Source organism: Pseudomonas sp. MB-090624 (assembly GCF_003205245.1).
GTDB classification, from domain to species: Bacteria; Pseudomonadota; Gammaproteobacteria; order Pseudomonadales; family Pseudomonadaceae; genus Aquipseudomonas; species Aquipseudomonas juntendi.
This window is the reverse complement of the sequence record NZ_QJRK01000007.1, coordinates 66,059-88,518: the sequence shown is the minus strand read 5'-3', so window position 1 is coordinate 88,518 and position 22,460 is coordinate 66,059. Positions and strand designations below refer to the sequence as shown.

Genomic DNA, 22,460 nt, shown 5'->3' with positions numbered 1-22,460 from the left:
CCCAGTCATGAGTTACCAGCTGCGCGATGCCCTGCCCGCCGACGTGCCGGGCATCCTCGATATCTACAACGACGCCGTGCGCACTACCACGGCGATCTGGAACGAAACCCCGGTAGACCTGGCCAACCGCCAGGCCTGGTTCGAAGCACGTGCGCAGCAGGGCTATCCGATCCTGGTGGCTGTGGATGACACGGGCGTTCTGGGCTATGCCTCGTTTGGCGACTGGCGGCCGTTCGAGGGTTTCCGCCTGACCGTGGAGCACTCGGTGTACATCCGCGGCGACCAGCGGGGCAAGGGGCTGGGGGCGGTGTTGATGGCGGCGCTGATCGAGCGTGCACAAGGCTGCGGCAAGCATGTGATGGTCGCGGCCATCGAAAGTGGCAATGCGGTGTCGGTCCGCCTGCATGAGCGGCTGGGTTTCGTGGTGACCGGGCAGATGCCCCAGGTTGGCGTGAAGTTCGGCCGCTGGCTGGATTTGACCTTCATGCAGCGGGTACTGAACCCGGGAGCTGAACCAGGCTGAAATGCGGCCGCTTGTGGGAGGGCCCTTACGCGACACAAGGCCACTCCCACAAAGGCCGGCGCGCAAGCCTACATCTGGGTAAACCTGCCCAGCCGCTGCTTCAACATGCTGTTCTCGCTGCGCAGCTGCTGCACTTCCTGCAACAGCTCCAGCGCCAGCGCCACCCCTTCCCACTCCAGCTCCAGTTCCCGGTGCAGCTTGGCCGCGCGCTTGGCCAACAACGGCGCCTGATCGTCAAACAGCCAGTCCTCTGGCGTTCGGCCAGAAGGCTCGACAATGCCGTGCTCGACGATTTCGATCACGCAGTCCGCCGTGACATCGGCTTCCTGACACAGGGTACGCATGTCCAGTTGAACGATCAGGGTGCTGCTCATGATCACTTACTCCATTGTGTCCTCGGGTTGAACGCCGCTTTCTCGGCGAGCTTCGCCCACAGTTCGCGGGCAGACTCGTCGGATGCCGGCGGCATCACCACCTTCAGCTGTGCATACAGGTTACCGCGCTCGCCGTGCTTGCTCGCCAAGCCTTTGCCCGGTACACGCAGGCGCTGGCCGCTCTGGCTGTCCGGGCGGATGGTCAGGTTGATCTTGCCGTCCAGGGTGGGTACCGCAACCTTGGTGCCCAGCGCAGCCTCCCATGGCGCCAGCGGCACGGTGATGATCAGGTCATGGCCTTCAACATCGAACAGCGGGTGCGGTGCCATGCGAATGGTCAGGAACAGGTCGCCATTGGCCCCGCCGCCACTGCCCGGCGCGCCCTGGCCCTTGAGGCGGATACGCTCGCCATCGGTGACCCCGGCCGGAATCTTCACGTTCAGGGTTTTGGTGGTGAAACCGGTGCGCTGGCCCATGGCATTGGTTTGCGGCACCTGGAAGCTGATCTGCTTGGACTCCTTGCTCAGGGTTTCTTCAAGGAATACGGCCAATTCAAGTTCCACGTCCTGCCCCCGCCTGCCGGCACTGCGTTGCTGCTGCCGGCCACCACCGAAGGGGTTGCCACCACGGTTGCCGAATATCGAGCTGAAGAAGTCGGAGAAATCGCCGCCCTCGAAGCCGCCACCGCCACCGCGGTTTTCCCAGCCCGGCGGCGCCTGGAATGGCCGGCCGTGCTGGCCGCCATACTTGCGGATCTCATCGAACTCGGCGCGTTTCTGCGCGTCGCCCAGAACCTCGTAGGCCTCATTGGCCTCTTTGAATTTGTCCTCGGCGTCGCGTTCCTTGCTGACATCGGGGTGGTACTTGCGTGCCAGCTTGCGGTACGCGGCCTTGATCGCCTTCTCGTCCGCCGTGGGCTCTACGCCAAGTATCTTGTAATAGTCTTTGAAGTCCATCTGTGGATCACCAATGTGAAAGTGCGTGTTGCAACTGAAGATGCTACTGAAGATAGGGGTCAAGCATAGCCTTTCAAGACCGCCTTGGCTTTGCTCCATCGCAGACGACTGGTCTTGATTCTGTAGCCAACTGGCATAAACTGCGCGGCCGTTTTGCCTCCGGAAGCCTTTTCCCATGTCTGACGTAACCCCGGCCCGTGCCCTGGGCATCGACTTTGGCACCTCCAACTCCACGGTTGGCTGGCACCGCCCTGGGGTCGAGTCGCTGATCGCCCTGGAAGACGGCAAGATCACCTTGCCCTCGGTGGTGTTCTTCAACATTGAAGAGCGGCGCCCGGTCTATGGCCGCCTGGCACTGCACGAGTACCTGGAAGGCTACGAAGGCCGCCTGATGCGCTCGCTGAAAAGCCTGCTGGGCTCCAAGCTGATCAAGCACGACACCAGCGTGCTGGGCAGTGCCCTGCCGTTCAAGGACCTGCTGGGCATGTTCATCGGCGAGCTGAAAAAGCGTGCCGAGGCGGCCGCGGGCCGCGAGTTCGACCAGGTCGTGCTGGGGCGCCCGGTATTCTTCGTCGACGAAGACCCGGCCGCCGACCAGGAGGCCGAGGACACCCTGGCCGAGGTGGCACGCAAGCTCGGCTTCAAGGACGTGTCGTTCCAGTACGAACCGATTGCCGCCGCGTTCGACTACGAGTCGACCATCAGCCGCGAAGAGCTGGTACTGATTGTCGACATTGGCGGGGGTACCTCGGACTTCACCCTGATCCGCCTGTCGCCAGAGCGCCACCTGCTGGCCGAGCGCCAGAGCGACATCCTGGCCACGGGCGGCGTGCACATCGGCGGTACCGACTTCGACAAGCAGTTGAGCCTGCAGGGCGTGATGCCGCTGTTCGGCTACGGCAGCCGCATGAAAAGCGGCGCCCTGATGCCGACCAGCTACCACCTCAACCTGGCCACCTGGCACACCATCAACGCGCTGTACTCGCAGAAGTCGCAGCTGGCGCTGGGCAGCATGCGCTACGACATCGAGGACAGCTTCGGCATCGACCGGCTGTTCAAGCTGATCGAGCAGCGTGCCGGGCACTGGCTGGCGATGGAAGTGGAAGCCAGCAAGATCGAACTGACCGAGCGCGACAGCCGCCGCATCGACCTGCACCGGGTCGAGCCTGAACTGTCTGCCGAACTGACCCGGGTGCTGTTCGAAGAGGCCATTGAGGGGTTGCTGGAGCGTGTGCGCGGCAGCGTGAGCGAGCTGCTGGCCAAGGCCGGGGTGAGCGAAGGCCAGGTCGACACGGTGTTCTTCACCGGTGGTTCCAGCGGGATTCCGGCATTGCGCAACAGCGTGTCGGCGATGTTGCCCAATGCGCGGCATGTGGAGGGCAATATCTTTGGCAGTATTGGTAGTGGGCTGGCGATCGAAGCGCGCAAGCGGTACGGATAAGCTATAAGCTACAAGCTACAAGCTACAAGCTACAAGCTGAGAGGTGTTAGTGCGTCTATAGGTGCTCAGCTTGCAACTTGCAACTTGCAACTTGCAACTTGTAGCTTGCCGCTTGCCGCTTGCCGCTTGCCGCTTGCCGCTTCAGACCAGCTCGGCCCGCTTCAGCTCACTTTTCAGGTAGGCATAGTAGATCGGCCCCGCCACCACCCCAGGCAGCCCGAACGCCGCCTCGAACACCAACATCGCCAGCAGCAGCTCCCACGCCTTGGCGCTGATCTGCCCACCCACGATACGGGCGTTGAGGAAGTACTCGACCTTGTGGATGACGATCAGGTAGCCCAGCGCCGCCGCCGCCACCCAGATCGACAGCGACAAGCCGACGATGGTGATCAGGGTGTTGGACATCAGGTTGCCGATCACCGGCAGCAGCCCCAGCAGAAAGGTCAGTACGATCAGGGTCTTGGTCAGCGGCAGGTGCACCCCGAACAGCGGCATCACCACTGCCAGGAATATGCCGGTAAAGGCCGTGTTCAGCAGCGAAATCTTGATCTGGGCGAAGACGATGTTGCGAAACGCCTGTACCAGCAAGGCCAGGCGCTCGAACAATGCCGCCGCCAACGGCTTGCGCCGGGACACATCGGGAATGCGCTGCAAGGCAATGATGGCGCCGAGGATCATGCCGATCAGCAGCGTGACGAACATGTGCGCCATGCCCTTGCCGACCAGTTGCAGGTCGCTGAGGTGGCTTTTGATCCAGTCGCCGATGGCGACCTTGAATTCGGCAGCACTGGCGGGCAGGTAGGCTTCGATGAACGGCGGCAGCTGGCTGCGAGCCTGTTCGACCAGGGCCATGAACTTGTCCAACGAGGCGCCGGGGTTTTCCGCCTCGTGCAGCAGGAAGCTGAACGCGCCGGCAATCAGCAGGCTCAGGCTGAGCACCACCAGCGTGCCCAGCAGCGCCACCGCCAGCCAGCGCGCGCGTTGCCCGGCCAGCAAGGGTTGCAGGCGCGGGGTCAGCATGTTGACCAGTTCGAACACCAGCAAGCCGGCCAGCAGGCTGGGCAATAACTTCAGCGGCAAAGCCAGCAGCAGGCCGGCCATGACGATGATCAGGCTGGCCAAGGTAATCTGACGCGGGGTAAAGGTCATACAGCCTCGAAGGCAGACAGCGGGAATGCCCGCAGTCTGCCAGCCTTGACGGCGCAGGCATAGGCGCAGGTCACTTCTTCTTCAGGCAGTCACTCATGAACGCTTTGCGCTCGTCCCCCTTCAGGGCTTTGGTGGTGGCGTCGGCGTTACAGGTTTTCATCTTTTCCTGTTGGGTTAGCGGGGCGCTCTTCTTCAGGCAGGTGCTCATGAAGGCCTTGCGCTCATCACCCTTGAGGGCCTTGGCGGTGGCGTCGGCATTGCAGGTTTTCATTTTTTCCTGCTGCGCGGTGTTGGCAGCGAAGCCTTGGGCGCTGAATATCAACGCCAGGGCCAGTAACGGGATGTGCAGCACTTTCATGGAGTGGTCTCCTGGGCTCCGTGCCAGATGCACGGGTGTCGAGGTGAGAGTGTAGCCAAGAATTTCAGCCCCCAGCCCCCCACATCCGCCGTTAAAGGCCTGCCGCCTTGAGCCGCGCGGCGTGTTCGGTGAACAGCCGCACCGGCTCGGCACCCCGCCCTACGGCGCCGAACTGCTGGTTGACGATATCGAGGTGGTCGAGCGGGTAATCGTCACCGATCACCTGCCCCAGGTGCGAGCTGAAGCGCCCCACCATACCGTCGCACTGGCCCTTTTCCCTGACGAAGCTGCGGGCGAACAGGCGGCAGAAACGGTTGCTGCCATCGAAGCGGTTGCGCCCCCGGTCGGTCAGCCCGGGCTGCAAGGTGCCGGACCATGAGTAATAGCGCACTCCGTTGACTTCATGGGCACCTTCCCCGCCCCAGGTGGCCGGCAAGCCCTGTGGGTAAGCCTGGTTGAACAGTGCCACCCCGGCGCTGGTCAGCGACTGATGCGAGGCATGCACATCCACCGGCAACGGGTCGCGCCGCCAACCGGTTTCCAGCCACCCCAGCACCACGGCAAGGGCATGCAGCACCGCCCTCAGCATACGCCCCTGGGGCGAATCCCCCGGCGCTGTGCGTTGCAGGTGGTCGGCCAGCTCCGAGCCATGGTTGGGCCCGGCCACCGAGGTGACCGATGCCACCCTGGCTGGCCGCCTGGCGGCTGCATAACGCGCACTCAGGGCGCCTTGGCTGTGGCCGATGAGGTTGACCCTGGCGGCGCCCGTGCGCCTGCAGATGTCTTCGATGATGGTCAGCAGTTGCTCGCCGCGCACCTCACTGCTGTGCAGCGGCGAAACCTGTACCGGGAACACCTGCGCGCCCTCTTTGCGCAACGCCGGGACAATGCCGAACCAGTAGGGATAGAACCCGGCCCGGACGAACCCGAGCATCCCTGGCACCAGTACCAAGGGGTATTGCGTGGCCAAATCCTGCTGCATTGCCCCTGACCCTTTGCGTGGAGGTTTGGCCAACCCTACAGCGGCTTTCGTGGGCATCGCAATCGAACTCCTGGCGCGCGCTGTTGTTCAAAACCACACAGACCCTTTGCAAGGAGCGGGACCATGTACAAGCAGACCCTGGCAATCCTTCTGGCAAGCGCCACCCTGGCCGCCTGCGGCAGCCGCCCGGAAAACCCGGTCGACTATGTCACCTACCGTGACGAACCGCTGGTCAAGCAGGTGGAGCACGGCATGACCATGCAGAAGGTCATCGCCATTGGCGGTAGCCCATCGAACGTGATCGACCTGCCGCACGGGGGCACCTGCAACGACTACATTCTTAACCACGATGGCAAGCAACAACCGTATTACGTGCGTTTCGACGCCACCGGCCATGTTGATGCCAAGGGTTTCAAAACCTGTAAACAACGCGAAGAAGACAGCGAGGCCGTTCACGGCGCGTAAGTCTCACCCTGCATGCCACGACCACCCTGATGCTTTTGGAGATGAACATGAGTGCTACAGAACTGACCGATGTAAAAACCCTGCGCGAACGTGCCCGCCAGCATGTTGAGCAAGGCGCCGTGACCGAGGGTTACCATGCCGACCGCGAACAGATCCTGCGCCTGCTGAACGAGTCCCTGGCGACCGAGCTGGTGTGTGTGCTGCGCTACAAGCGCCACTACTTCATGGCCAGTGGTATCAAGGCAAGCGTAGCCGCAAGCGAATTCCTGGAGCATGCCAACCAGGAAGCCGAGCACGCCGACAAGCTGGCTGAGCGCATTGTGCAGTTGGGCGGCGAGCCGGATTTCAACCCCGACAACCTGACCAAGAACTCGCACGCTCAGTATGTGGCCGGTAATTCCCTGAAGGAGATGGTGCTGGAAGACCTGGTCGCTGAGCGCATCGCAATCGATAGCTACCGCGAAATCATCCAGTACATCGGCGACAAAGACCCTACCACCCGCCGCATCTTCGAAGACATCCTGGCGCAGGAAGAAGAGCACGCAGACGACATGTCCGACTTGCTGCAAGGCTTGTAAGGACCAGGGGGCGCTTAGCGTAATGCCAGTCCGTTAAGCATTACTGGGGCTGCTTTGCAGCCCTTCGCGGGCACGCCCGCTCCCACACGTTTGGCGCTGAAATCAAGACATGCGCGATTACCTGTGGGAGCGGGCGTGCCCGCGAAGGGTCGCAAAGCGGCCCCAAATTACTTGACTGACTGGCATTAGGCGCTTAGCGCCCCTTGTAAGGGCGGGTTCACCCGCGAAGAGGCCGGGCCTACCGGCGGCTCTCTCCTGGCCATTCACCGTCGCCTCCGCCACCGCATTCGCGGGTAAACCCGCACCTCAAACAGCGCCCGCGAGTGGCAATGGCCGGCAACACAGCTAGCTGCTATTTACGCCCTTTCACCGCAGCGGGTGCCTTGCCTGCCTTCATCTGCTGCAACAACGGTGTGCACTGGTTCGGATCATCGCCACTGCTGGGTGCAATCAGCGCCAGCAAACCGGCTGCAGGCCCTGCCACAACCCCCAACGCCACCATGCCCGCACCGCGCAACGCCAGTGGCACCGCCTGTACACCCGCATTGGGTTTGGCAAATGGCCCGCGTACATACAGCGGCGAACGCAGCGAGAACAGCCGTAGCCCTTTCGATTCAGGGGTGATCTTCAGGTCCAACTGCTCACTGGCAAAATTCGCCGTGCCATTGATATAGATGATCGCGTTCTCGGTGTCGAAGATGAACAGCCGGGTCGAGGCCAAGCCGTCCTTGATGCCTACATCGGCCGCCGCGCAGTTGATCTGCACGTCCTCATCGCCAAACAGCTTGCCGACCACATAGTTGCCCACGTTCAAACCCGCAATTTCCATCAGGCTGCGGCTGATGGCGCCATCGTTGACCAACATGCGCAGGTCGCCATTGGCCGTGCCTAGCAGGGCAGCGACGGAATTGCCACGGCCACTGATATCGGCATCGCCATTGAGCTCACCAAAACTGGTCTGCATGGGCGCGAAACCGGGGAACAATTGCTTGAGCTTGAAGCCACGGGCGGTCAACTGTGCCCGCCCTTGCAGCGGCACGCTGCGCCCATCCAGGCGAATGTTGGAGGCCAGGTTGCCACCGGCCACGCCAAACCGCAGCGGCTCCAGGCGTAGCAGCCCGTCATCGAGAATCACGTGCGCCGCCAAGTCGTTGAACGGCAGTTGCGCACTGTGCACGATGCGCTTGCCGGCAAAGGTGACGTCGGCGTCCATGGCGCGCCAGCGATCGGTGCGGAACTCTTCCACCGGCAGCACCTTGCCGGCCGGTTGCTTGCTGGCCCCGCCACGGGCCTTCTGCTCGGCATTGGAGTCAGCGCCGATCAGCGGCGCCAGGTCCTTGAACAGCAGCTGGTTGGACACCAGCTTGCCCGTCAGCTTGGGCCGTGGCTGGCTGGCGACGAAGGCCAGGTCGCCGTGGATGTCGCTGTCGCCGATCTTGCCGTTGAAACCCTCGTACTTGAAACGCGCACCTTCGGCTGCATGCAGGTTGGCGCTGAGCCGGCCGTCCGTTGAATAGGCCGGGGTGTCGGGCAAGGTCACCCCCGTCAAGGGGTAGAGGTTGCCCAGGCTGGCGCCCGACAGGCGCAGGCGCAGGTCAAGGGCACCCAGGTTGCGTGGGTCGGTCAGGGTGCCGGCAAGTACCACGTGCGTATCGGCAATGCGCACGTCGGCTTGCAACGGGAACGGCTGGGTGGCGTCCTGCAGCGCCAGAAGGCCACCGATCTTGCCGGTGCCAGACACCGGCTGCCCCTTGTAGCGGCCCTGGGCCTTGAAAGCAAAGGCGTAATCCTGCGCTCCGCCGGCTTTTTCAGCGCTGGCCTTGCCAACGATTTCGCTGAAGGGGATTGGCTTGCCCAATGGGTCAACCTGCACCTTCATGCGGGTTTTCAAGGTCTGGTCGTCGAAGCTGACATTGCCTTGGTCAAAGCCGATGGCACCAATGTCCAACTGCCATTTGGAAGGTGCCTCGTTTTCGTCCTTCGGCCCGAAGTCGAATGTCCAGTTGGCCCGGCCATCTGCCAACCGGGTCAGGCTGGCCGTGGGCTTGGTCAGGTTGATGCGCGGAATGCTGATCTTCTGCACCAATAGCGCAAGTGGCGCCAGGCGGAACTCTACGCGCTCCAGGCCCACCATCTTCGGCTCCTGCAACCACTCAGGGTTGCCCAGGGTCAGGTCTTCGGCGGTGAAGTGCGGCCATGGCACCCAGGCACGCCAACCGCCTTCTTCTGGCTCGGTACGCCAATGCACGGCGAGGTTGCCGTTGATTGCGAACGGCCGATGCAAGGCCTCGGACACCTTCTCGTTGAGCAACGGCTTGACGCGGTTCCAGTCGAAGGTGGCGATCACCACTACCAGTATTGCCAGCAGCGTGAGCAGGGTGGCGAGGGTCCAGACGAGGATTCTGGCGGGACGCGTCATTGCGTGATTCTCCTTGCGGGGCTCGAAACAGGCGCGGCGGTGGCACTTAGTATCTGGGACTGATGAAAACCCGTGGGGTTTTATCGGTAGCGTCATCTTAGCGAAGTTTTTCCTGGCCATTCGCTCAGCAAATCGTGGCGCGGCCGCGCTCATGTTACCCCACAACAGCCTCGGCATTTTGCCATTAACGAGCCTGCAAGGCGCTTAACAGAGCGGTCGCCGAGCTCTATCAATATGGTCGATTGTTACCATTATCCGTATGAACTTCTCTCTGGCGTTACCCGGCGTAGCATTGGCTTCGTACCCACTTTCCAGCCCCCGAAAGGAGCACCGAATCATGAAACGCCAACTGCTGACCCTGACCCTGTCCATCCTGGCCGCCAACGCCTTTGCCCTGCCAGCCGCTGAACAACACCTCACTGCGGAATCGCGCTCGAGCGCTGTCGAAATTGCCCAACCGCTGAAAACAGTCGCCGAAGGTGGCTCGGACCGCCTGATCGAACAATCCGGCCGCGTGGCCGAAGGTGGCTCGGACCGCCTCATCGAACAGTCCGGCCGCGTGGCCGAAGGTGGCTCGGACCGCCTCATCGAACAGTCCGGCCGCGTGGCCGAAGGTGGCTCGGACCGCCTCATCGAACAGTCCGGCCGCGTGGCCGAAGGTGGTTCGGACCGCCTGATCGAACAATCTGGCCGCGTGGCCGAAGGTGGTTCGGATCGCCTGGTTGCAATCAGCCACGTGAGCTGATTGCCATGGCTGAAAAGAACAACCTGTGTCACACCGCTTGCTCCCCTCCCAGCCCGGTCATTGACCGGGCTTCGTTTTTTTAACTAGAGTGCCCAGCCTCACCGTCACAGAAGCCCGCACCATGCTGCCGCGCGCCGAACAGAAGCTACAGACTCGCCAGGCCCTGCTCGATGCCGCCTGCCAGCTCATGGAAAGTGGCCGGGGCTTTGGCAGCATCAGCCTGCGCGAAGTGGCCAAAACAGCCGGCATCGTGCCAACCGGCTTCTACCGGCACTTCCCGGATATGGACGCCCTGGGCCTGGCCCTGGTGGCCGAGATCGATACCACCTTCCGCCAGACCATTCGCCTGGTCCGCCACAACGAATTCGAGCTGGGCGGCATCACCGACGCCTCGGTGCGCATCTTTCTCGATGTAGTCGCCGCCCACCGCGCACTGTTTCTGTTCCTGGCGCGGGAACAGTATGGTGGGTCACAGCCGGTGCGCCAGGCCATTGCCCGCCTGCGTCAGAACATAAGCGACGACCTGGCCACCGACCTTGCGCGAATGAAACGCTGGCAGCACCTGGACAGTGCGGCGCTGACGGTGATGGCCGACCTGGTGGTGAAAACGGTGTTCGCCACCCTGCCCGAGCTGATCGACAGCCCAGAAGCGGGTTATCCACAGGCCCTGTCGCCACAGGAAAAGATCACTCAGCAGTTGCGCTTCATCTTCGTCGGGGCGCGGCATTGGCAAGGGTTAGGCAACCCGGGCTGATCGCCTTTCGCTCAACCCCGCCCGGCCAGCCGGGCAAGCGCACCGCCGGCTACCGAAAACCCCACTTCTGCTACCATGGCGCCCTGCCCGACAGCCACGAGCGCCGACATGTCCGACCCCCGCCCTACCCTGCCCGCACTGGCCCGTTTCAACCAGCACTTCGCCGAGCGCATCGTGCCAATGTGGCAAGGCCCTGGCTGGAATGCCGACATGGCACTGCCCTACGAAGCCCTGGACGCCCAGCTCCGGCCGTTACCGGTACAGCGCTACCGGGCCATGGCCTGCGCCCGCCAGCTGTACCTGTTCAGCAGCCGCATCGAACAACCGGGCGCCGCCGAGCGTGCAGCCGCGCTGTTCCGCTCGTTGCAGAAGCACTTTCACGACGCGGAGCACGGGGGCTGGTTCTACAGCATCGATGCCCAGGGCAACCCGCTTGACCGGCGCAAGGACCTGTATACCCACGCCTTCATCGTCTTTGCCTGCGCGCACTACTGGGGCAAGGTCGGCGAAAGCCTGGTGGAATCCACACTCAATGCCGGCCTCGACATCATCGACCAGCAGTTCGCCAGGGACGATGGCCTGTACGAAGCAAGCCTGGGCGAGGATTGGGCAGACCTGGGCAGCGGGCCCCTGCAGAATCCACAGATGCACCTGGCCGAGGCCTTCCTGCAGGTACTGGCTGTTCGCGACGACGAACATACCCGGCAGTCACTGCTGCAACTGTGTGCAGCACTTCAGGCGCATTTCGTCGAACCGGCCCATGGGCTGATGCTGGAGAAACCGCGCGGGGCTGTGGATAACTGGTACGAGCCTGGCCACCAGTTCGAATGGTTCTACCTGTTGCACACCTCCCCGCTGCTGCGAGATACGCCGCTGCATGCCTCGATCGACCGGGCGTTCAGCTACGCCGAACAGCAAGGGGTGCAGGGTGGCGCAGTGCTCGCCATGCTGGGCGTGGACGGCCAGGTGCTGGACGCCACCCAGCGCATCTGGGCACAGGCGGAGTACCTGCGTGCGCTGGTGCTGCGCGCTGGCGGTGAAGCCAGGTTGCCTGAACAGTTGCAGGTGCTGGAAGCGCGGTTCCTGCGCGAGGCTGGCTGGTACGAATGCCGGGATGGCGAGGGTGCCGTCAGCCGGCATGACATGCCTTCGACTACGCCCTACCACCTGGCAACTTGCCTGGAAGGCTTGCAGCGCTTGAGCTGAAGCCTTCGCGGCTGTGGCCGCCGAGCGGCCCTGGCTCAGCCCTTGACCGACCGGTCGATCGAGAACCCGGCCCAGTCCTGGCTCACCGGCATCAGCTCAAGGCTGTTGATGTTGATGTGCGCGGGCTGGTTGAGGATCCAGAAGATGGTCTCGGCAATGTCCTGCGGCTGGATAGGCTCGGCGCCGGCGTAGGTGGCGTCATACTTGGCTTGGTCACCACCGAACCGTACCAGCGAAAATTCACTTTCGCACAGGCCCGGCTCGATGTTGCTCACGCGCACACCTGTGCCACGCAGGTCGCAGCGCAGGCTCAGCGAGAACTGCCCGACAAAGGCCTTGGTGCCGCCATACACGTTGCTGCCCGGGTACGGATAGTTGCCGGCCACCGAACCGACGTTGAGGATCGACGCCCCACGGCCATGGGCAATCAACCGTGGCAGCAGCAGGCGGGTGGTGTACATCAGGCCCTTGATATTGGTGTCGACCATGGTTTCCCAGTCGTCCAGGCTGCAGTTCTGCGCCGCATCCACGCCCAGCGCCAGGCCGGCGTTGTTGACCAGGCCCTGCAGCTTGTCGAAGCCGGCTGGCAGGCTGGCAATGGCCTGCTCCATGGCTTTGCGGTCACGCACATCGAGTACCAGGCCATGCACTTCGGTCTTGGCAGAAAGCTCGGCGCACAAGGCGTCCAGGCGCTCCTTGCGACGACCGGTTAGCACCAGCTTCCAGCCAGCTTCGGCGAAACGGCGGGCTGTGGCCTCGCCGAAACCCGACGTGGCGCCAGTGATGAATACGGTGGATGACATGCTCTGTTCCTCGCAGTGGGTGGTCATGGCAGTTTTGCAGCATGCCCGTGGCCAACGCTGGCGGCAAGCCGAAAAGGCAGCTGGTCATTTTTTGTTCATGTGCGGCAAACCCTTGTGGCAGAAGCCTCCGCGCCAGCTATGCGCATGTTATCCACAGGGCTTTCCCCACGGATTGGGGGCAACTTCGCTGTCCGGCGGAACCCTTTCAGCCCGTCGTGGTCGGCAGCGTTCTTTTCGGTAGTGGCGCAAGGCTTTCAAGCATGCCGCCTGTAGCGGGATGTCCAAGGCTTTTACACAGAGTTATCCACAGAATTTGCGCAGTGCTGGGAGTGGTTGGAATGACGTGATTTGCCTGGGAAAACAATCCACAGAGGTGCACTGATCAAAAAATGATCATGACGCTGTAGGGCTTGATAGTGTTGGGTTGGAGGGGGATACCACCATGTTTTCCACAGGCGGTTCCACATTATCCGTGGAAAAGATTTGGCTTGTGGGAAGCGGGGTTGGGTAGCTATGGGTGAACGGGTTGAGGGCCCGGTTAGGTTGAGTTGTCCACATGGGAAGGGGGCTGCGTTGCAGCCCATCGCGACACAAGGCCGCTCCTACAGGGGACCGCGACCGGGCATGGATCGCGGCCCCTAGGGGGAACTAATGCCCACCCAGGTAAGCGCTGCGCACTTCTTCGTTGACCAACAACTCTTGCCCAGTCCCGGTCATGCGAATTTGCCCGTTGACCATCACGTAGGCACGGTCCGACAGTTTCAGGGCGTGGTTGGCGTTCTGCTCCACCAGGAAAATGGTCATGCCGGTCTTCGCCAGTTCCCGCAGGGTAGAGAAGATCTGCTTGACCACGATGGGTGCCAACCCCAGCGAGGGCTCGTCCAGCAACAGCAATTTTGGCCGGCTCATCAGCGCCCGAGCAATCGCCAGCATCTGCTGCTCGCCACCGGACATGGTCATGGCCCGCTGGTTACGCCGCTCTTTGAGGCGCGGGAAGAGTTCGTACATGCGCTGCATGTCTTCGGCGGCATGCTTGTCGCCAATGGGGATGGTCCCCATCATCAGGTTTTCCTCGACGCTCATGTCGGGGAATACCCGGCGCCCTTCCGGCGACTGGGCGATGCCGTTGGAAGCAATGTAGTGCGATGACTTGCGGGTAATGTCGGTGCCACGGTAGACGATCTGCCCGGAAGCCGCCCGCGGCTGCCCGAAGATCGACATCAGCAGGGTCGACTTGCCGGCCCCGTTGGCGCCGATAAGGCTGACCGTCTCACCTTCATTGATGTGCATCGATACCTTTTTCAGCGCCTGGATCGGCCCATAGAACACGTCCAGGTCCTTCAGCTCGAGAATGGGTGCACTCATACCAGTTCCTCTTCGTCTGCACCCAGGTAGGCAGCGATCACCGTCGGGTTGTTGCGGATGTCCTGTGGCGCACCCTCGGCAATCACGTTGCCGTGGTCCAATACCACGATATGGTCGGAAATGCTCATGACCATGCCCATGTCGTGTTCGATCAGCACCACGGTGATGTCGTGCTCGTCACGCAGCACGCGAATCATCTGGCTAAGTGCCTCGGTTTCCTGCGGGTTCAAGCCCGCCGCCGGTTCGTCCAGGCAGATGATCTTCGGTCGCGTGCACATGGCGCGGGCGATTTCCAGGCGGCGCTGCTGCCCATACGACAGCTCACCGGCCAGGCGGTTGGCGCAGTCGACCAGGTCGACCACCTCCAGCCAGTAGAAGGCGTGGTCCAGCGCATCGCTTTCGGCCTTGCGGTAGGCCTTGGTATTGAATACCCCCGCCAGCAGGTTGCGGTTGACCCACATGTGCTGGGCCACCAGCAGGTTCTCCACCACCGACATTTCCTTGAACAGCCGGATATTCTGGAAGGTGCGCGCCAGGCCCGCGCGGTTGACCAGGTGGGTGCCGCCGAACATCTTGTAGTACAGGCGGCTGGCAAAGCGTGCCGGCGAGACGAAGTCGGCCGCCTGGAAACGCTCGCCCAGCAGCTGGATCACATTGGTGTGGCTACCGCGCACGTTCAGTTCGATGCGCCCGCCACTGGCCTTGTAGAAACCGGTCAGGCAGTTGAATACCGTGGTCTTGCCGGCGCCGTTGGGGCCGATCAGGGCGAAGATCTGGTTGCGCCTGACCTTCAGGCTCACGTCGCTGAGCGCCTTGATGCCGCCAAACTGCATCATCAGGTTGTCGACCGACAGAATGATTTCGTCGCTCATGGCGCCACTCCTTTACGCGGGGTCACACCGGTACGGCTGATGCGGATCAGCCCCCGCGGTCGCCAGATCATCATCAACACCATCAGTACCCCGAACAGCAGCACCCGGTACTCGGAGAAGCTGCGCAGCAACTCGGGCGCCACGGTCAGCACGAATGCTGCAATGACGACGCCCACCGTGGAGCCCATGCCACCCAGCACGACGATGGCGAGAATCAGCGCCGACTCGAAGAAGGTGAACGACGAGGGGTTGACGAAGCCTTGGTACGTGGCGAAGAACACGCCGGCCAACCCCGCGGTGGAAGCGCCCAGGGTGAAGGCCGAGAGCTTGACCAGCACGTGGTTCAGGCCCATCGAACGGCAGGCGATCTCGTCTTCGCGCAGCGCTTCCCAGGCCCGGCCGACGGGCATGCGGGTCAAGCGGTGCTTGATGTACAGCACGGCCAGCACGACCATGAACAGCACCGCATAAATGAACACGAACTTGAGGTTGGGGTTGTAGGCAAAGCCGAAGAACTCATGGATGGGCACCCCACCGTCCTTGGCCCGGCGGCCGAACTCCAGGCCAAGGAAGGTCGGCGCCGGCGCCGGCATGCCGTTGGGGCCGCCGGTGAACGACAGCCAGTTGTTCAGCACCAGGCGAATGATCTCGCCAAAGCCCAGGGTCACGATCGCCAGGTAGTCACCGTGCATGCGCAACACCGGGAAGCCCAGGATGCACCCGGCAAGTGCCGCCGCAATGGCTGCCAGTGGCAGCACACTCCAGAAGCCCAGGCCAAGGTACTGGTAACCCAGTGCAAGGCCGTAGGCGCCAATGGCGTAGAAGGCCACGTACCCCAGGTCGAGCAGGCCGGCCAGGCCGACCACGATGTTCAGGCCCAGGCCCAGCAGCACATAGATCAGGCCGAGGATGACCACGGTCAGCAGGTACTTGTTGGCGAAGATCGGGAAGACGATGGCAATCACGATCAGCGCCGGGATGATGTAGCGCAGCCGCGACACATAGTTCGGCGCCCGCACATGCACGCCCGAGCCACCGCTGTCGAAGCCTTCGAGCATGCGCCGGCCGGCAGCGGTCTGCACATACAGGCTAAGCAGGAAACGCCCGAGCATCACGCCACCTACCAGCCAGGCCACGCGGCGCGGTTCAGCGTTGAAGGTATAACCGTCGAGCACCACGCCGACGATCGGGCCAAACACGATCAGCGCCAGCAGGCCAGCGACGAGGGTTTCGAGCAGGCTGCGTTTGATATCGAAACCTTTGGTTTCAGAGGCAGAAGCAATTTTGGCAATCGACATGTTCACACCTTAGCCACGAGCGGGCGACCCAGCAGGCCTTGTGGGCGGAAGATAAGGATCATCACCAGCAGCGAGAAGCTGAACACGTCCTTGTAGTCGGAGTTGATCAGGCCGGAGAACAGCGATTCGGAGATCCCCAGGATGATTCCGCCGAGCATGGCGCCAGGCAGGGAGCCAATGCCACCGAGCACTGCAGCGGTGAATGCCTTGATACCGATGATGAAGCCGGCATAGAAGTCGAAGGTGCCGTAGTTCATGGTGATCAGCACGCCTGCCAGGGCGGCCATCACTGCGCCAATGACGAATACGTAGGAAATGACCCGGTCGGTGTTGATGCCCAGGATCGAGGCCATCTTGCGGTCTTGCTGGGTAGCGCGGCACATGCGGCCGAGCTTGGTGTACTTGATCACGTAGGTCAGCAGGCCCATGCCCAGGAATGCCGCCACCAGGATGAAGATCTTGGTGTAGGTCAGTTGCACGAAGCCGGTGCCGACATCGATGCGCATGGCGCCTTCGAGCAGGGTTGGCACGCCTTGCTGGCGAGCGCCCTGGCTGATCTGTGCGTAGTTCTGCAGGATCAGCGAAATGCCGATGGCGCTGATCAGCGGTGCCAGGCGGGTAGAGTTACGCAGCGGCTTGTAGGCGATGCGCTCGATGGTGAAGCCGTACACACCCGTGACGACGATGGTGAACAACAGCGTGCCCAGCATCAGCAGGGGAAACGACTCGACGCCAAAATAGGCCAGCAATGCCAGGCTGATCGCCGCCAGGTAGGCGGAAATCATATACACCTCGCCGTGCGCGAAGTTGATCATGCCGATAATGCCATAGACCATTGTGTAGCCGATGGCGATCAGGCCATAGACCGACCCGAGGGTCAGGCCGTTGACCAGTTGCTGCAGGAAAATACCATCCATAACGCAATCTCACTGAGCGAGACTGCACGCATGCCGACCACGCAAGGCCACGGACAATGCGGCCCCAGCAGTGCACGACCGTGCAGGTCTCCGAATAAGGACAGGTACCGCAGGGGCTCAGGCCCGGGCGCATGCGCAACCCGGGCGGGTGGCCGTTATTATTTTTGTTTGTCCAGCTGGTGGTACTTGCCGTCCTTGTCCCACTGGTAGACCACGTAGTCGGACACGGTCAGGTCGCCCTTGCTGTCCCACTTCTTTTCGCCCATGACGGTCTGCACCGGGTTGGCCTTGAGCCACTTGGCAGCGTCTTCGCCCTTGTTCGACTTGGCGCCGTTGAAGGCGGCGGCGAGCGCCTGCAGCGAGGCGTAGGCGTACAGGGTGTAGCCTTCCGGTTCAGTGCCCGCCTTGCGGAACTCCTCGACCACGGCCTTGCTGTCTGGCAGCAGGCGCGGGTCGGCGCCGAAGGTCATGTACACGCCATCGACGTACTGCGCGCCGCCGGCGGTAGACACCAGCTCGTCGGTGACGATGCCATCATCCGACATGAACTTGACGTCCTTCAGGCCCTGTTCGCGCAGTTGACGCACCAGCGGGCCGGCTTCCGGGTGCAGGCCGCCGAAGTAGACCACATCGGCACCGGCAGCACGGATCTTGGTAACCACGGCGCTGAAGTCTTTCTCGCCCCGGGTCAGGCCTTCGTACAACACGGGCTTGACGCCACGTTTTTCCAGCTGTGCCTTGGTGGCATCAGCCAGGCCTTGGCCGTAGGTGTCCTTGTCGTGCAGCACCGCGACTTTCTTGCCCTTGAGCACGTCGACAATGTAGTCGCCGGCGACCACGCCCTGCTGGTCGTCACGGCCACACATGCGGAACATGGCACTCAGGCCGCGCTCGGTGACCTGTGGGTTGGTCGAACCGGGCGTGATGGCGATCACGCCGGCCTCGTCATACACCTCGGAGGCCGGGATGGTATTGGACGAACAGAAGTGGCCGACCACCCCGATCACCTTGTCCTGGTCGACCAGGCGGTTGGCTACGGCAACGGCCTGTTTCGGTTCGCAGGCGTCATCGCCTTTGACCAGCACGATTTTCTCGCCATTCACGCCACCCGCGGCGTTGATCTTGTCGGCCGCAGCTTGCGCACCTTTCATGTACTGCTCGCCGAACGCTGCGTTGGCCCCGGTCATCGGCCCCGCTACGCCGATCTTGACGTCGGCCTGGACATACGAAGAAACACCCAGTGCCGTGGCTACGGCAAGCGCCAGGAAACCTTTCTTGTAAAACGTCTGCGACATGAGGTGGTGCTCCTAGAGTTTTTTTGGTTGGCACTACAACTTCTCAGCCCAATGCTCAGAGCAAGGGCCGTGCCATCAGTTTTGTCTTACGGAAAATCACACCACCATCGGCACGTAGAGGCGACCGACGGCCTTTTCTTTATTGAGCGTGCAACCGTCTGCCACGCGCCGGGCGCCACCACCCGTACAGACAAGGCGCAACCGCCGCGCGCCATCATTGCAACCCTGCCGGGTGTTTACGTGCAACCGGCCTGTAACAGCATACGTCACCGAACTGCACACCCGTGGTGCGTGACTGCTACAGGCAGCACCGTTTCAAGGCTGGTGGGTGCACCGAAAAACACGCGGATTTGGCAGATACGCGGCCCTGCAGGAGCGGGTTCACCCGCGAACAGGCCAGCGCAGACACAACAAGGCCGAAAAGGCTGGCACAATGTCCCCCATTCGCCGCCTCCGGAGCCCCTTTGATGAGCGAGAGCGCATTCGCCGAGCGCATCGTGCACAACCTGCTCGACACAGATTTCTACAAACTCACCATGATGCAGGGTGTGCTGCACAACTACCCGGACGCCGACGTCGAATGGGAATTCCGCTGCCGCAACGGCGAGGACTTGCGGCCGTATCTAGGCGAAATCCGCCACCAGCTGGAGGTGCTCAACGACCTCACGCTCGATGATGGCCAGCTGGGTTTTCTGGAGCGCATCAGTTTCCTCAAGCCCGACTTCCTGCGGTTTTTGCGGCTGTTTCGCTTCAACCTGCGCTATGTGCACCTCGGCATCGAGCACGATCAGCTGTTCCTGCGCCTCAAAGGCCCTTGGCTGCATGTGATCCTGTTCGAAGTGCCTTTGCTGGCGATCATCAGCGAAGTGCGCAACCGCCACCTGCACCCGCATATGCGCCTGGCCGAGGCACGCGACCAGCTGTACCGCAAGTTCGACTGGCTGCGCGCCCACGCCAGCAACGACGAACTGGCCGAACTGCAGGTAGCCGACTTTGGCACCCGCCGGCGCTTTTCCAGCCGCGTGCAGGAGGAAGTGGTCCGGGTACTGCGCGACGACTTCCCTGGCCGTTTCGTCGGCACCAGCAACGTCGACCTGGCATGGAAACTGGATATCAAGCCGCTGGGCACCATGGCCCACGAGTGGATCATGGCGCACCAGCAGTTGGGCCCGCGGCTGATCGACAGCCAGATCGCCGCGCTGGACTGCTGGGTCCGCGAGTACCGTGGCCTGCTCGGTATCGCCCTGACCGACTGCATCACCATGGATGCCTTCCTCGGCGATTTCGACCTGTACTTCGCCAAGCTGTTCGATGGCTTGCGCCACGACTCCGGCGAGCCGGTAGCCTGGGCCGAGAAAGCGATCGCCCATTACCAGAAACTGGGTATCGACCCGATGACCAAGACCCTGGTGTTTTCCGACAGCCTCAACCTTACCCGCTCGCTGGAAATCTTCCGGGCCCTGCGCGGGCGCATCAACGTCAGCTTTGGCATCGGTACCAACCTGACCTGCGACATACCGGGTGTGGTCCCCATGAGCATCGTGCTTAAAATGACCGACTGCAACGGCGCACCGGTGGCCAAGATTTCCGACGAAGCGGCCAAGACCCAGTGCCGCGACGCCAATTTCGTTGCCTACATGCGTCACGTATTCAAAGTCCCCAGCAAGGAGTAACCCATGCAAGCGGTTCAGCAAGAAATTGCCCAGGCGCTGAAGGTCCAGCCGCCGTTCGCCGACGCGGCCGCGCTCGAGGCCGAAGTTGCCCGGCGCGTGGCGTTCATCAAGGACTGCCTGGCCAACGCCCGGCTCAAGACCCTGGTACTGGGCATCAGCGGCGGGGTCGACTCGCTGACCGCCGCCCTGCTCGCCCAGCGCGCCATCAACGAACTGCGCGCCGAAACCGGTGACCAGGCCTATACCTTCATCGCCGTTCGCCTGCCGTACCAGGTGCAGCATGATGAACATGACGCCCAGGCCTGCCTGGACGTGATCAAGGCCGATGAAGTGCACACCGTGGACATCGCCCCGGCAGTGCGCGCCTTGGCGGCTGAAGTGGTGGAATTGAAAAGCGGCTCGCCGGCGCTGGTGGACTTCGTGGTCGGCAACGTCAAGGCACGCACGCGCATGGTGGCCCAATACACCATCGCCGGCGCGCGCGCAGGGCTGGTGATCGGTACCGACCACGCCGCCGAAGCGGTGATGGGCTTCTTTACCAAGTTTGGTGATGGTGCCTGCGACCTGGCGCCGCTGAGCGGCCTGGTAAAAAACCAGGTGCGGGCCATTGCACGCAGTTTTGGCGCGCCGGAGTCACTGGTGGAGAAGGTGCCGACTGCAGACCTGGAAGACCTGGCACCGGGCAAACCGGACGAAGCCTCGCATGGGGTGACCTACCAGCAGATCGACGCGTTCCTGCATGGGCAGCCGGTCGACCAGGCAGCGTTCGACATCATCGTGGCCACCTACCGCAAGACCCAGCACAAGCGCGAATTGCCGTTCGCCCCTTGATCAGGCTGTAACAATGCCTGTAGGAGCGGGTTTACCCGCCCCTACAGGGCTCGGCGTCAGCTGATTACTTGACGACAACCTTGCCTTTCATCATCGAGATGTGGCCCGGGAAGGTGCAGAAGAAGCTGTAGTCACCACCGGCTTCCAGCTTGGAAGGGTCGAACTTCACTTCGGTTTCTTTTTCCGGCGCGCCGATCATTTTGGTATGGGCAATGATCGCGACGTTGTCAGCCTTGATGTAGTCCTTTTCCAGGCCCTGGCTCATGCCTTCGGTCGCAATGCCCTGCATGTCGGCAGTCTTGCTGATCACCAGGTTATGGCCCATGACGTTCTTCGGCAGGTTGCCGGAGTGGGTCAGTTTGACCGTGAATTCCTTGCAGCTTTTGTCGACGGTGATTTCCTTGGTGTTGAAGGACATCTGGTCAGTGGAGTCGACAGTTACCGAGCACTCGGCGGCGAAGACAGAGGCGCTGGCGAGGGTCAGCAGGGATACCGCTACAGCTTTCGCAAACATCATGAATCTCCTTGGCAGGGTTTTATCAATTGCGAGACTGCCTGAAACCGTTCAGCACCCTGCTGATATGGGTCAAGGGGGTGTCAAGTGGCCAGTCAGTTGAATTGTTCAATGGATTGTATACAACCAATCTAAGAGCACATCATGCCCTTTTATTGGACGATGGGACAACCTCTCATTTAGGAGCAATACCAAATGCCCATCTCCCAGTTTCTGAACAGCCTGCTCGCCGCCTACGCCCACGGTGCTACCGGCGCGATCTGCGAATTCTCGCGCCCGGAATGAACCCGGCCTTGGAAGCGACGGTCAGCCACCGTACCCTGTCACCCTGAGTGACTGGAGGTGAGTAATGCCCGTACGTTCCGTTTGTGTGTTTTGTGGTGCCAGCATCGGCAGCAACCCCGCCTACCGTGAGGCGGCGGTCGCGCTGGGCCAGGCGATTGCCCGCCGAGGCTGGACGCTGGTGTATGGCGGTGGGGCTGTTGGCTTGATGGGTGTGGTAGCCGACGCCGCGATGGCAGCGGGTGGCGACGTGGTAGGGATCATCCCGCAGAGCCTGCTGGAGGCCGAGGTCGGCCATAAAGGCCTGACGCGGCTGGAAGTGGTGGACGGCATGCATGCCCGCAAGGCTCGCATGGCCGAGTTGAGCGACGCGTTCATCGCCTTGCCGGGTGGCCTGGGTACGCTGGAAGAGCTGTTCGAGGTCTGGACCTGGGGGCAACTGGGCTACCACGCCAAGCCGCTGGGGCTGCTGGATGTGAACGGCTTCTATGACAAGCTTGGCGGGTTCCTCGACCATATCGTCGAGGAAGGTTTCGTGCGCCCGCAGCACCGGGATATGTTGCTGCTGGGGCAGCAGCCGGATGAGCTGCTGGGCGCGATGGACCGCTTTGTCGCGCCGGTGGCGCCGAAGTGGGTCGACAAGAAGCCTGACTAAACCAG

23 protein-coding genes are annotated in these 22,460 nt (G+C 62.2%); 10 read left to right on the top strand and 13 right to left on the bottom strand.

Going from position 1 to position 22,460, the window contains the following annotated elements:
• Window positions 1-7 precede the first annotated feature (7 nt).
• On the top strand, window positions 8-523 hold the full coding sequence (locus DMX12_RS05610; RefSeq protein ID WP_110676663.1) for a GNAT family N-acetyltransferase: 516 nt from the start codon (window positions 8-10) through the stop codon (window positions 521-523).
• A 68-nt stretch (window positions 524-591) separates the two neighbouring features.
• Here the strand turns inward: DMX12_RS05610 and DMX12_RS05605 are convergent, their stop codons facing one another.
• Window positions 592-897 carry a chaperone modulator CbpM gene (locus DMX12_RS05605; RefSeq protein WP_009683288.1) on the bottom strand — a complete coding sequence of 102 codons (306 nt, stop codon included), beginning with the start codon at window positions 895-897 and terminating at the stop codon, window positions 592-594.
• 2 nt (window positions 898-899) lie between these two features.
• Window positions 900-1,853 carry a curved DNA-binding protein gene (cbpA, locus tag DMX12_RS05600; RefSeq protein ID WP_009683289.1) on the bottom strand — a complete coding sequence of 318 codons (954 nt, stop codon included), beginning with the start codon at window positions 1,851-1,853 and terminating at the stop codon, window positions 900-902.
• Between the two features lie 175 nt (window positions 1,854-2,028).
• Here cbpA and DMX12_RS05595 point away from each other — a divergent pair, with 175 nt between their 5' ends.
• On the top strand, window positions 2,029-3,294 hold the full coding sequence (locus DMX12_RS05595; RefSeq protein WP_110676661.1) for an Hsp70 family protein: 1,266 nt from the start codon (window positions 2,029-2,031) through the stop codon (window positions 3,292-3,294).
• A 141-nt stretch (window positions 3,295-3,435) separates the two neighbouring features.
• Here DMX12_RS05595 and DMX12_RS05590 read toward each other — a convergent pair whose 3' ends face one another.
• From DMX12_RS05590 to DMX12_RS05580, 3 genes are all read right to left on the bottom strand, one after another.
• Window positions 3,436-4,443, bottom strand: a complete 1,008-nt coding sequence (locus tag DMX12_RS05590) for an AI-2E family transporter (RefSeq protein ID WP_009683291.1) — start codon at window positions 4,441-4,443, stop codon at window positions 3,436-3,438.
• Between the two features lie 70 nt (window positions 4,444-4,513).
• The gene (locus DMX12_RS05585) at window positions 4,514-4,801 is read right to left on the bottom strand and encodes a PsiF family protein (RefSeq protein ID WP_110676659.1); all 288 of its coding nucleotides are present in this window, start codon (window positions 4,799-4,801) and stop codon (window positions 4,514-4,516) included.
• Between the two features lie 91 nt (window positions 4,802-4,892).
• A complete protein-coding gene (locus DMX12_RS05580; RefSeq protein WP_110676657.1) occupies window positions 4,893-5,783 on the bottom strand; it encodes a triacylglycerol lipase in 891 nt (296 codons plus the stop codon).
• A gap of 123 nt (window positions 5,784-5,906) precedes the next feature.
• Here DMX12_RS05580 and osmE point away from each other — a divergent pair, with 123 nt between their 5' ends.
• Window positions 5,907-6,248: an osmotically-inducible lipoprotein OsmE gene (gene osmE / locus DMX12_RS05575; protein WP_009683294.1), complete on the top strand. Its 342-nt coding sequence runs from the start codon at window positions 5,907-5,909 to the stop codon at window positions 6,246-6,248.
• Between the two features lie 47 nt (window positions 6,249-6,295).
• Window positions 6,296-6,826 (top strand): bacterioferritin, encoded by a 531-nt coding sequence (locus tag DMX12_RS05570; RefSeq protein WP_009683295.1) that lies wholly within the window; start codon window positions 6,296-6,298, stop codon window positions 6,824-6,826.
• 352 nt (window positions 6,827-7,178) lie between these two features.
• Here DMX12_RS05570 and DMX12_RS05565 read toward each other — a convergent pair whose 3' ends face one another.
• Window positions 7,179-9,245 (bottom strand): AsmA family protein, encoded by a 2,067-nt coding sequence (locus DMX12_RS05565; RefSeq protein WP_110676655.1) that lies wholly within the window; start codon window positions 9,243-9,245, stop codon window positions 7,179-7,181.
• A gap of 337 nt (window positions 9,246-9,582) precedes the next feature.
• Here DMX12_RS05565 and DMX12_RS05560 point away from each other — a divergent pair, with 337 nt between their 5' ends.
• The 3 genes from DMX12_RS05560 (at window position 9,583) to DMX12_RS05550 (ending at window position 11,950) form a co-directional block, all read left to right on the top strand.
• Complete coding sequence (locus tag DMX12_RS05560; RefSeq protein ID WP_054904947.1) at window positions 9,583-9,990, top strand: hypothetical protein; 408 nt, start codon at window positions 9,583-9,585, stop codon at window positions 9,988-9,990.
• A gap of 121 nt (window positions 9,991-10,111) precedes the next feature.
• A complete protein-coding gene (locus tag DMX12_RS05555) occupies window positions 10,112-10,744 on the top strand; it encodes a TetR family transcriptional regulator (RefSeq protein ID WP_009683298.1) in 633 nt (210 codons plus the stop codon).
• Between the two features lie 108 nt (window positions 10,745-10,852).
• Window positions 10,853-11,950, top strand: a complete 1,098-nt coding sequence (locus DMX12_RS05550; RefSeq protein WP_110676653.1) for an AGE family epimerase/isomerase — start codon at window positions 10,853-10,855, stop codon at window positions 11,948-11,950.
• A 35-nt stretch (window positions 11,951-11,985) separates the two neighbouring features.
• Here DMX12_RS05550 and DMX12_RS05545 read toward each other — a convergent pair whose 3' ends face one another.
• The 6 genes from DMX12_RS05545 to DMX12_RS05520 all read right to left on the bottom strand — a co-directional run bounded on the left by DMX12_RS05545 (window position 11,986) and on the right by DMX12_RS05520 (window position 18,500).
• Complete coding sequence (locus tag DMX12_RS05545) at window positions 11,986-12,753, bottom strand: SDR family oxidoreductase (RefSeq protein WP_029885720.1); 768 nt, start codon at window positions 12,751-12,753, stop codon at window positions 11,986-11,988.
• Window positions 12,754-13,401: 648 nt separating this feature from the next.
• The gene (locus DMX12_RS05540) at window positions 13,402-14,118 is read right to left on the bottom strand and encodes an ABC transporter ATP-binding protein (protein ID WP_054912815.1); all 717 of its coding nucleotides are present in this window, start codon (window positions 14,116-14,118) and stop codon (window positions 13,402-13,404) included.
• The gene (locus tag DMX12_RS05535; protein WP_029885721.1) at window positions 14,115-14,990 is read right to left on the bottom strand and encodes an ATP-binding cassette domain-containing protein; all 876 of its coding nucleotides are present in this window, start codon (window positions 14,988-14,990) and stop codon (window positions 14,115-14,117) included. Before DMX12_RS05535 ends, DMX12_RS05540 begins: the two co-directional genes overlap by 4 nt.
• The gene (gene livM / locus DMX12_RS05530) at window positions 14,987-16,288 is read right to left on the bottom strand and encodes a high-affinity branched-chain amino acid ABC transporter permease LivM (protein WP_110676651.1); all 1,302 of its coding nucleotides are present in this window, start codon (window positions 16,286-16,288) and stop codon (window positions 14,987-14,989) included. Before livM ends, DMX12_RS05535 begins: the two co-directional genes overlap by 4 nt.
• Window positions 16,289-16,290: 2 nt before the next feature.
• Window positions 16,291-17,205, bottom strand: coding sequence for a branched-chain amino acid ABC transporter permease (locus tag DMX12_RS05525; RefSeq protein ID WP_009683306.1), 915 nt, complete (start codon window positions 17,203-17,205; stop codon window positions 16,291-16,293).
• A gap of 158 nt (window positions 17,206-17,363) precedes the next feature.
• Window positions 17,364-18,500, bottom strand: coding sequence for a branched-chain amino acid ABC transporter substrate-binding protein (locus DMX12_RS05520; protein ID WP_009683307.1), 1,137 nt, complete (start codon window positions 18,498-18,500; stop codon window positions 17,364-17,366).
• Window positions 18,501-18,967: 467 nt separating this feature from the next.
• Here DMX12_RS05520 and pncB point away from each other — a divergent pair, with 467 nt between their 5' ends.
• Both pncB and nadE read left to right on the top strand, forming a co-directional pair.
• Window positions 18,968-20,173: a nicotinate phosphoribosyltransferase gene (gene pncB / locus DMX12_RS05510; RefSeq protein WP_110676647.1), complete on the top strand. Its 1,206-nt coding sequence runs from the start codon at window positions 18,968-18,970 to the stop codon at window positions 20,171-20,173.
• Between the two features lie 3 nt (window positions 20,174-20,176).
• Window positions 20,177-21,004, top strand: a complete 828-nt coding sequence (gene nadE, locus DMX12_RS05505) for an ammonia-dependent NAD(+) synthetase (protein ID WP_029885724.1) — start codon at window positions 20,177-20,179, stop codon at window positions 21,002-21,004.
• A gap of 64 nt (window positions 21,005-21,068) precedes the next feature.
• Here the strand turns inward: nadE and azu are convergent, their stop codons facing one another.
• Window positions 21,069-21,518, bottom strand: a complete 450-nt coding sequence (gene azu / locus DMX12_RS05500) for an azurin (RefSeq protein WP_110676645.1) — start codon at window positions 21,516-21,518, stop codon at window positions 21,069-21,071.
• A gap of 349 nt (window positions 21,519-21,867) precedes the next feature.
• Here azu and DMX12_RS05495 point away from each other — a divergent pair, with 349 nt between their 5' ends.
• Complete coding sequence (locus DMX12_RS05495) at window positions 21,868-22,455, top strand: TIGR00730 family Rossman fold protein (protein ID WP_110676643.1); 588 nt, start codon at window positions 21,868-21,870, stop codon at window positions 22,453-22,455.
• The last annotated feature ends 5 nt before the right edge of the window (window positions 22,456-22,460 follow it).

Coding starts and splice junctions, on each gene's coding strand:
- azu (WP_110676645.1), bottom strand. CDS start 21,518: ATGTTTGCGAAAGCTGTAGCGGTATCCCTGCTGACCCTCGCCAGCGCC.
- DMX12_RS05535 (WP_029885721.1), bottom strand. CDS start 14,990: ATGAGCGACGAAATCATTCTGTCGGTCGACAACCTGATGATGCAGTTT.
- cbpA (WP_009683289.1), bottom strand. CDS start 1,853: ATGGACTTCAAAGACTATTACAAGATACTTGGCGTAGAGCCCACGGCG.
- DMX12_RS05580 (WP_110676657.1), bottom strand. CDS start 5,783: ATGCAGCAGGATTTGGCCACGCAATACCCCTTGGTACTGGTGCCAGGG.
- DMX12_RS05585 (WP_110676659.1), bottom strand. CDS start 4,801: ATGAAAGTGCTGCACATCCCGTTACTGGCCCTGGCGTTGATATTCAGC.
- DMX12_RS05550 (WP_110676653.1), top strand. CDS start 10,853: ATGTCCGACCCCCGCCCTACCCTGCCCGCACTGGCCCGTTTCAACCAG.
- osmE (WP_009683294.1), top strand. CDS start 5,907: ATGTACAAGCAGACCCTGGCAATCCTTCTGGCAAGCGCCACCCTGGCC.
- nadE (WP_029885724.1), top strand. CDS start 20,177: ATGCAAGCGGTTCAGCAAGAAATTGCCCAGGCGCTGAAGGTCCAGCCG.
- DMX12_RS05525 (WP_009683306.1), bottom strand. CDS start 17,205: ATGGATGGTATTTTCCTGCAGCAACTGGTCAACGGCCTGACCCTCGGG.
- DMX12_RS05565 (WP_110676655.1), bottom strand. CDS start 9,245: ATGACGCGTCCCGCCAGAATCCTCGTCTGGACCCTCGCCACCCTGCTC.
- DMX12_RS05540 (WP_054912815.1), bottom strand. CDS start 14,118: ATGAGTGCACCCATTCTCGAGCTGAAGGACCTGGACGTGTTCTATGGG.
- DMX12_RS05545 (WP_029885720.1), bottom strand. CDS start 12,753: ATGTCATCCACCGTATTCATCACTGGCGCCACGTCGGGTTTCGGCGAG.
- DMX12_RS05610 (WP_110676663.1), top strand. CDS start 8: ATGAGTTACCAGCTGCGCGATGCCCTGCCCGCCGACGTGCCGGGCATC.
- DMX12_RS05605 (WP_009683288.1), bottom strand. CDS start 897: ATGAGCAGCACCCTGATCGTTCAACTGGACATGCGTACCCTGTGTCAG.
- DMX12_RS05570 (WP_009683295.1), top strand. CDS start 6,296: ATGAGTGCTACAGAACTGACCGATGTAAAAACCCTGCGCGAACGTGCC.
- DMX12_RS05595 (WP_110676661.1), top strand. CDS start 2,029: ATGTCTGACGTAACCCCGGCCCGTGCCCTGGGCATCGACTTTGGCACC.
- DMX12_RS05520 (WP_009683307.1), bottom strand. CDS start 18,500: ATGTCGCAGACGTTTTACAAGAAAGGTTTCCTGGCGCTTGCCGTAGCC.
- DMX12_RS05560 (WP_054904947.1), top strand. CDS start 9,583: ATGAAACGCCAACTGCTGACCCTGACCCTGTCCATCCTGGCCGCCAAC.
- DMX12_RS05495 (WP_110676643.1), top strand. CDS start 21,868: ATGCCCGTACGTTCCGTTTGTGTGTTTTGTGGTGCCAGCATCGGCAGC.
- DMX12_RS05555 (WP_009683298.1), top strand. CDS start 10,112: ATGCTGCCGCGCGCCGAACAGAAGCTACAGACTCGCCAGGCCCTGCTC.
- pncB (WP_110676647.1), top strand. CDS start 18,968: ATGAGCGAGAGCGCATTCGCCGAGCGCATCGTGCACAACCTGCTCGAC.
- DMX12_RS05590 (WP_009683291.1), bottom strand. CDS start 4,443: ATGACCTTTACCCCGCGTCAGATTACCTTGGCCAGCCTGATCATCGTC.
- livM (WP_110676651.1), bottom strand. CDS start 16,288: ATGTCGATTGCCAAAATTGCTTCTGCCTCTGAAACCAAAGGTTTCGAT.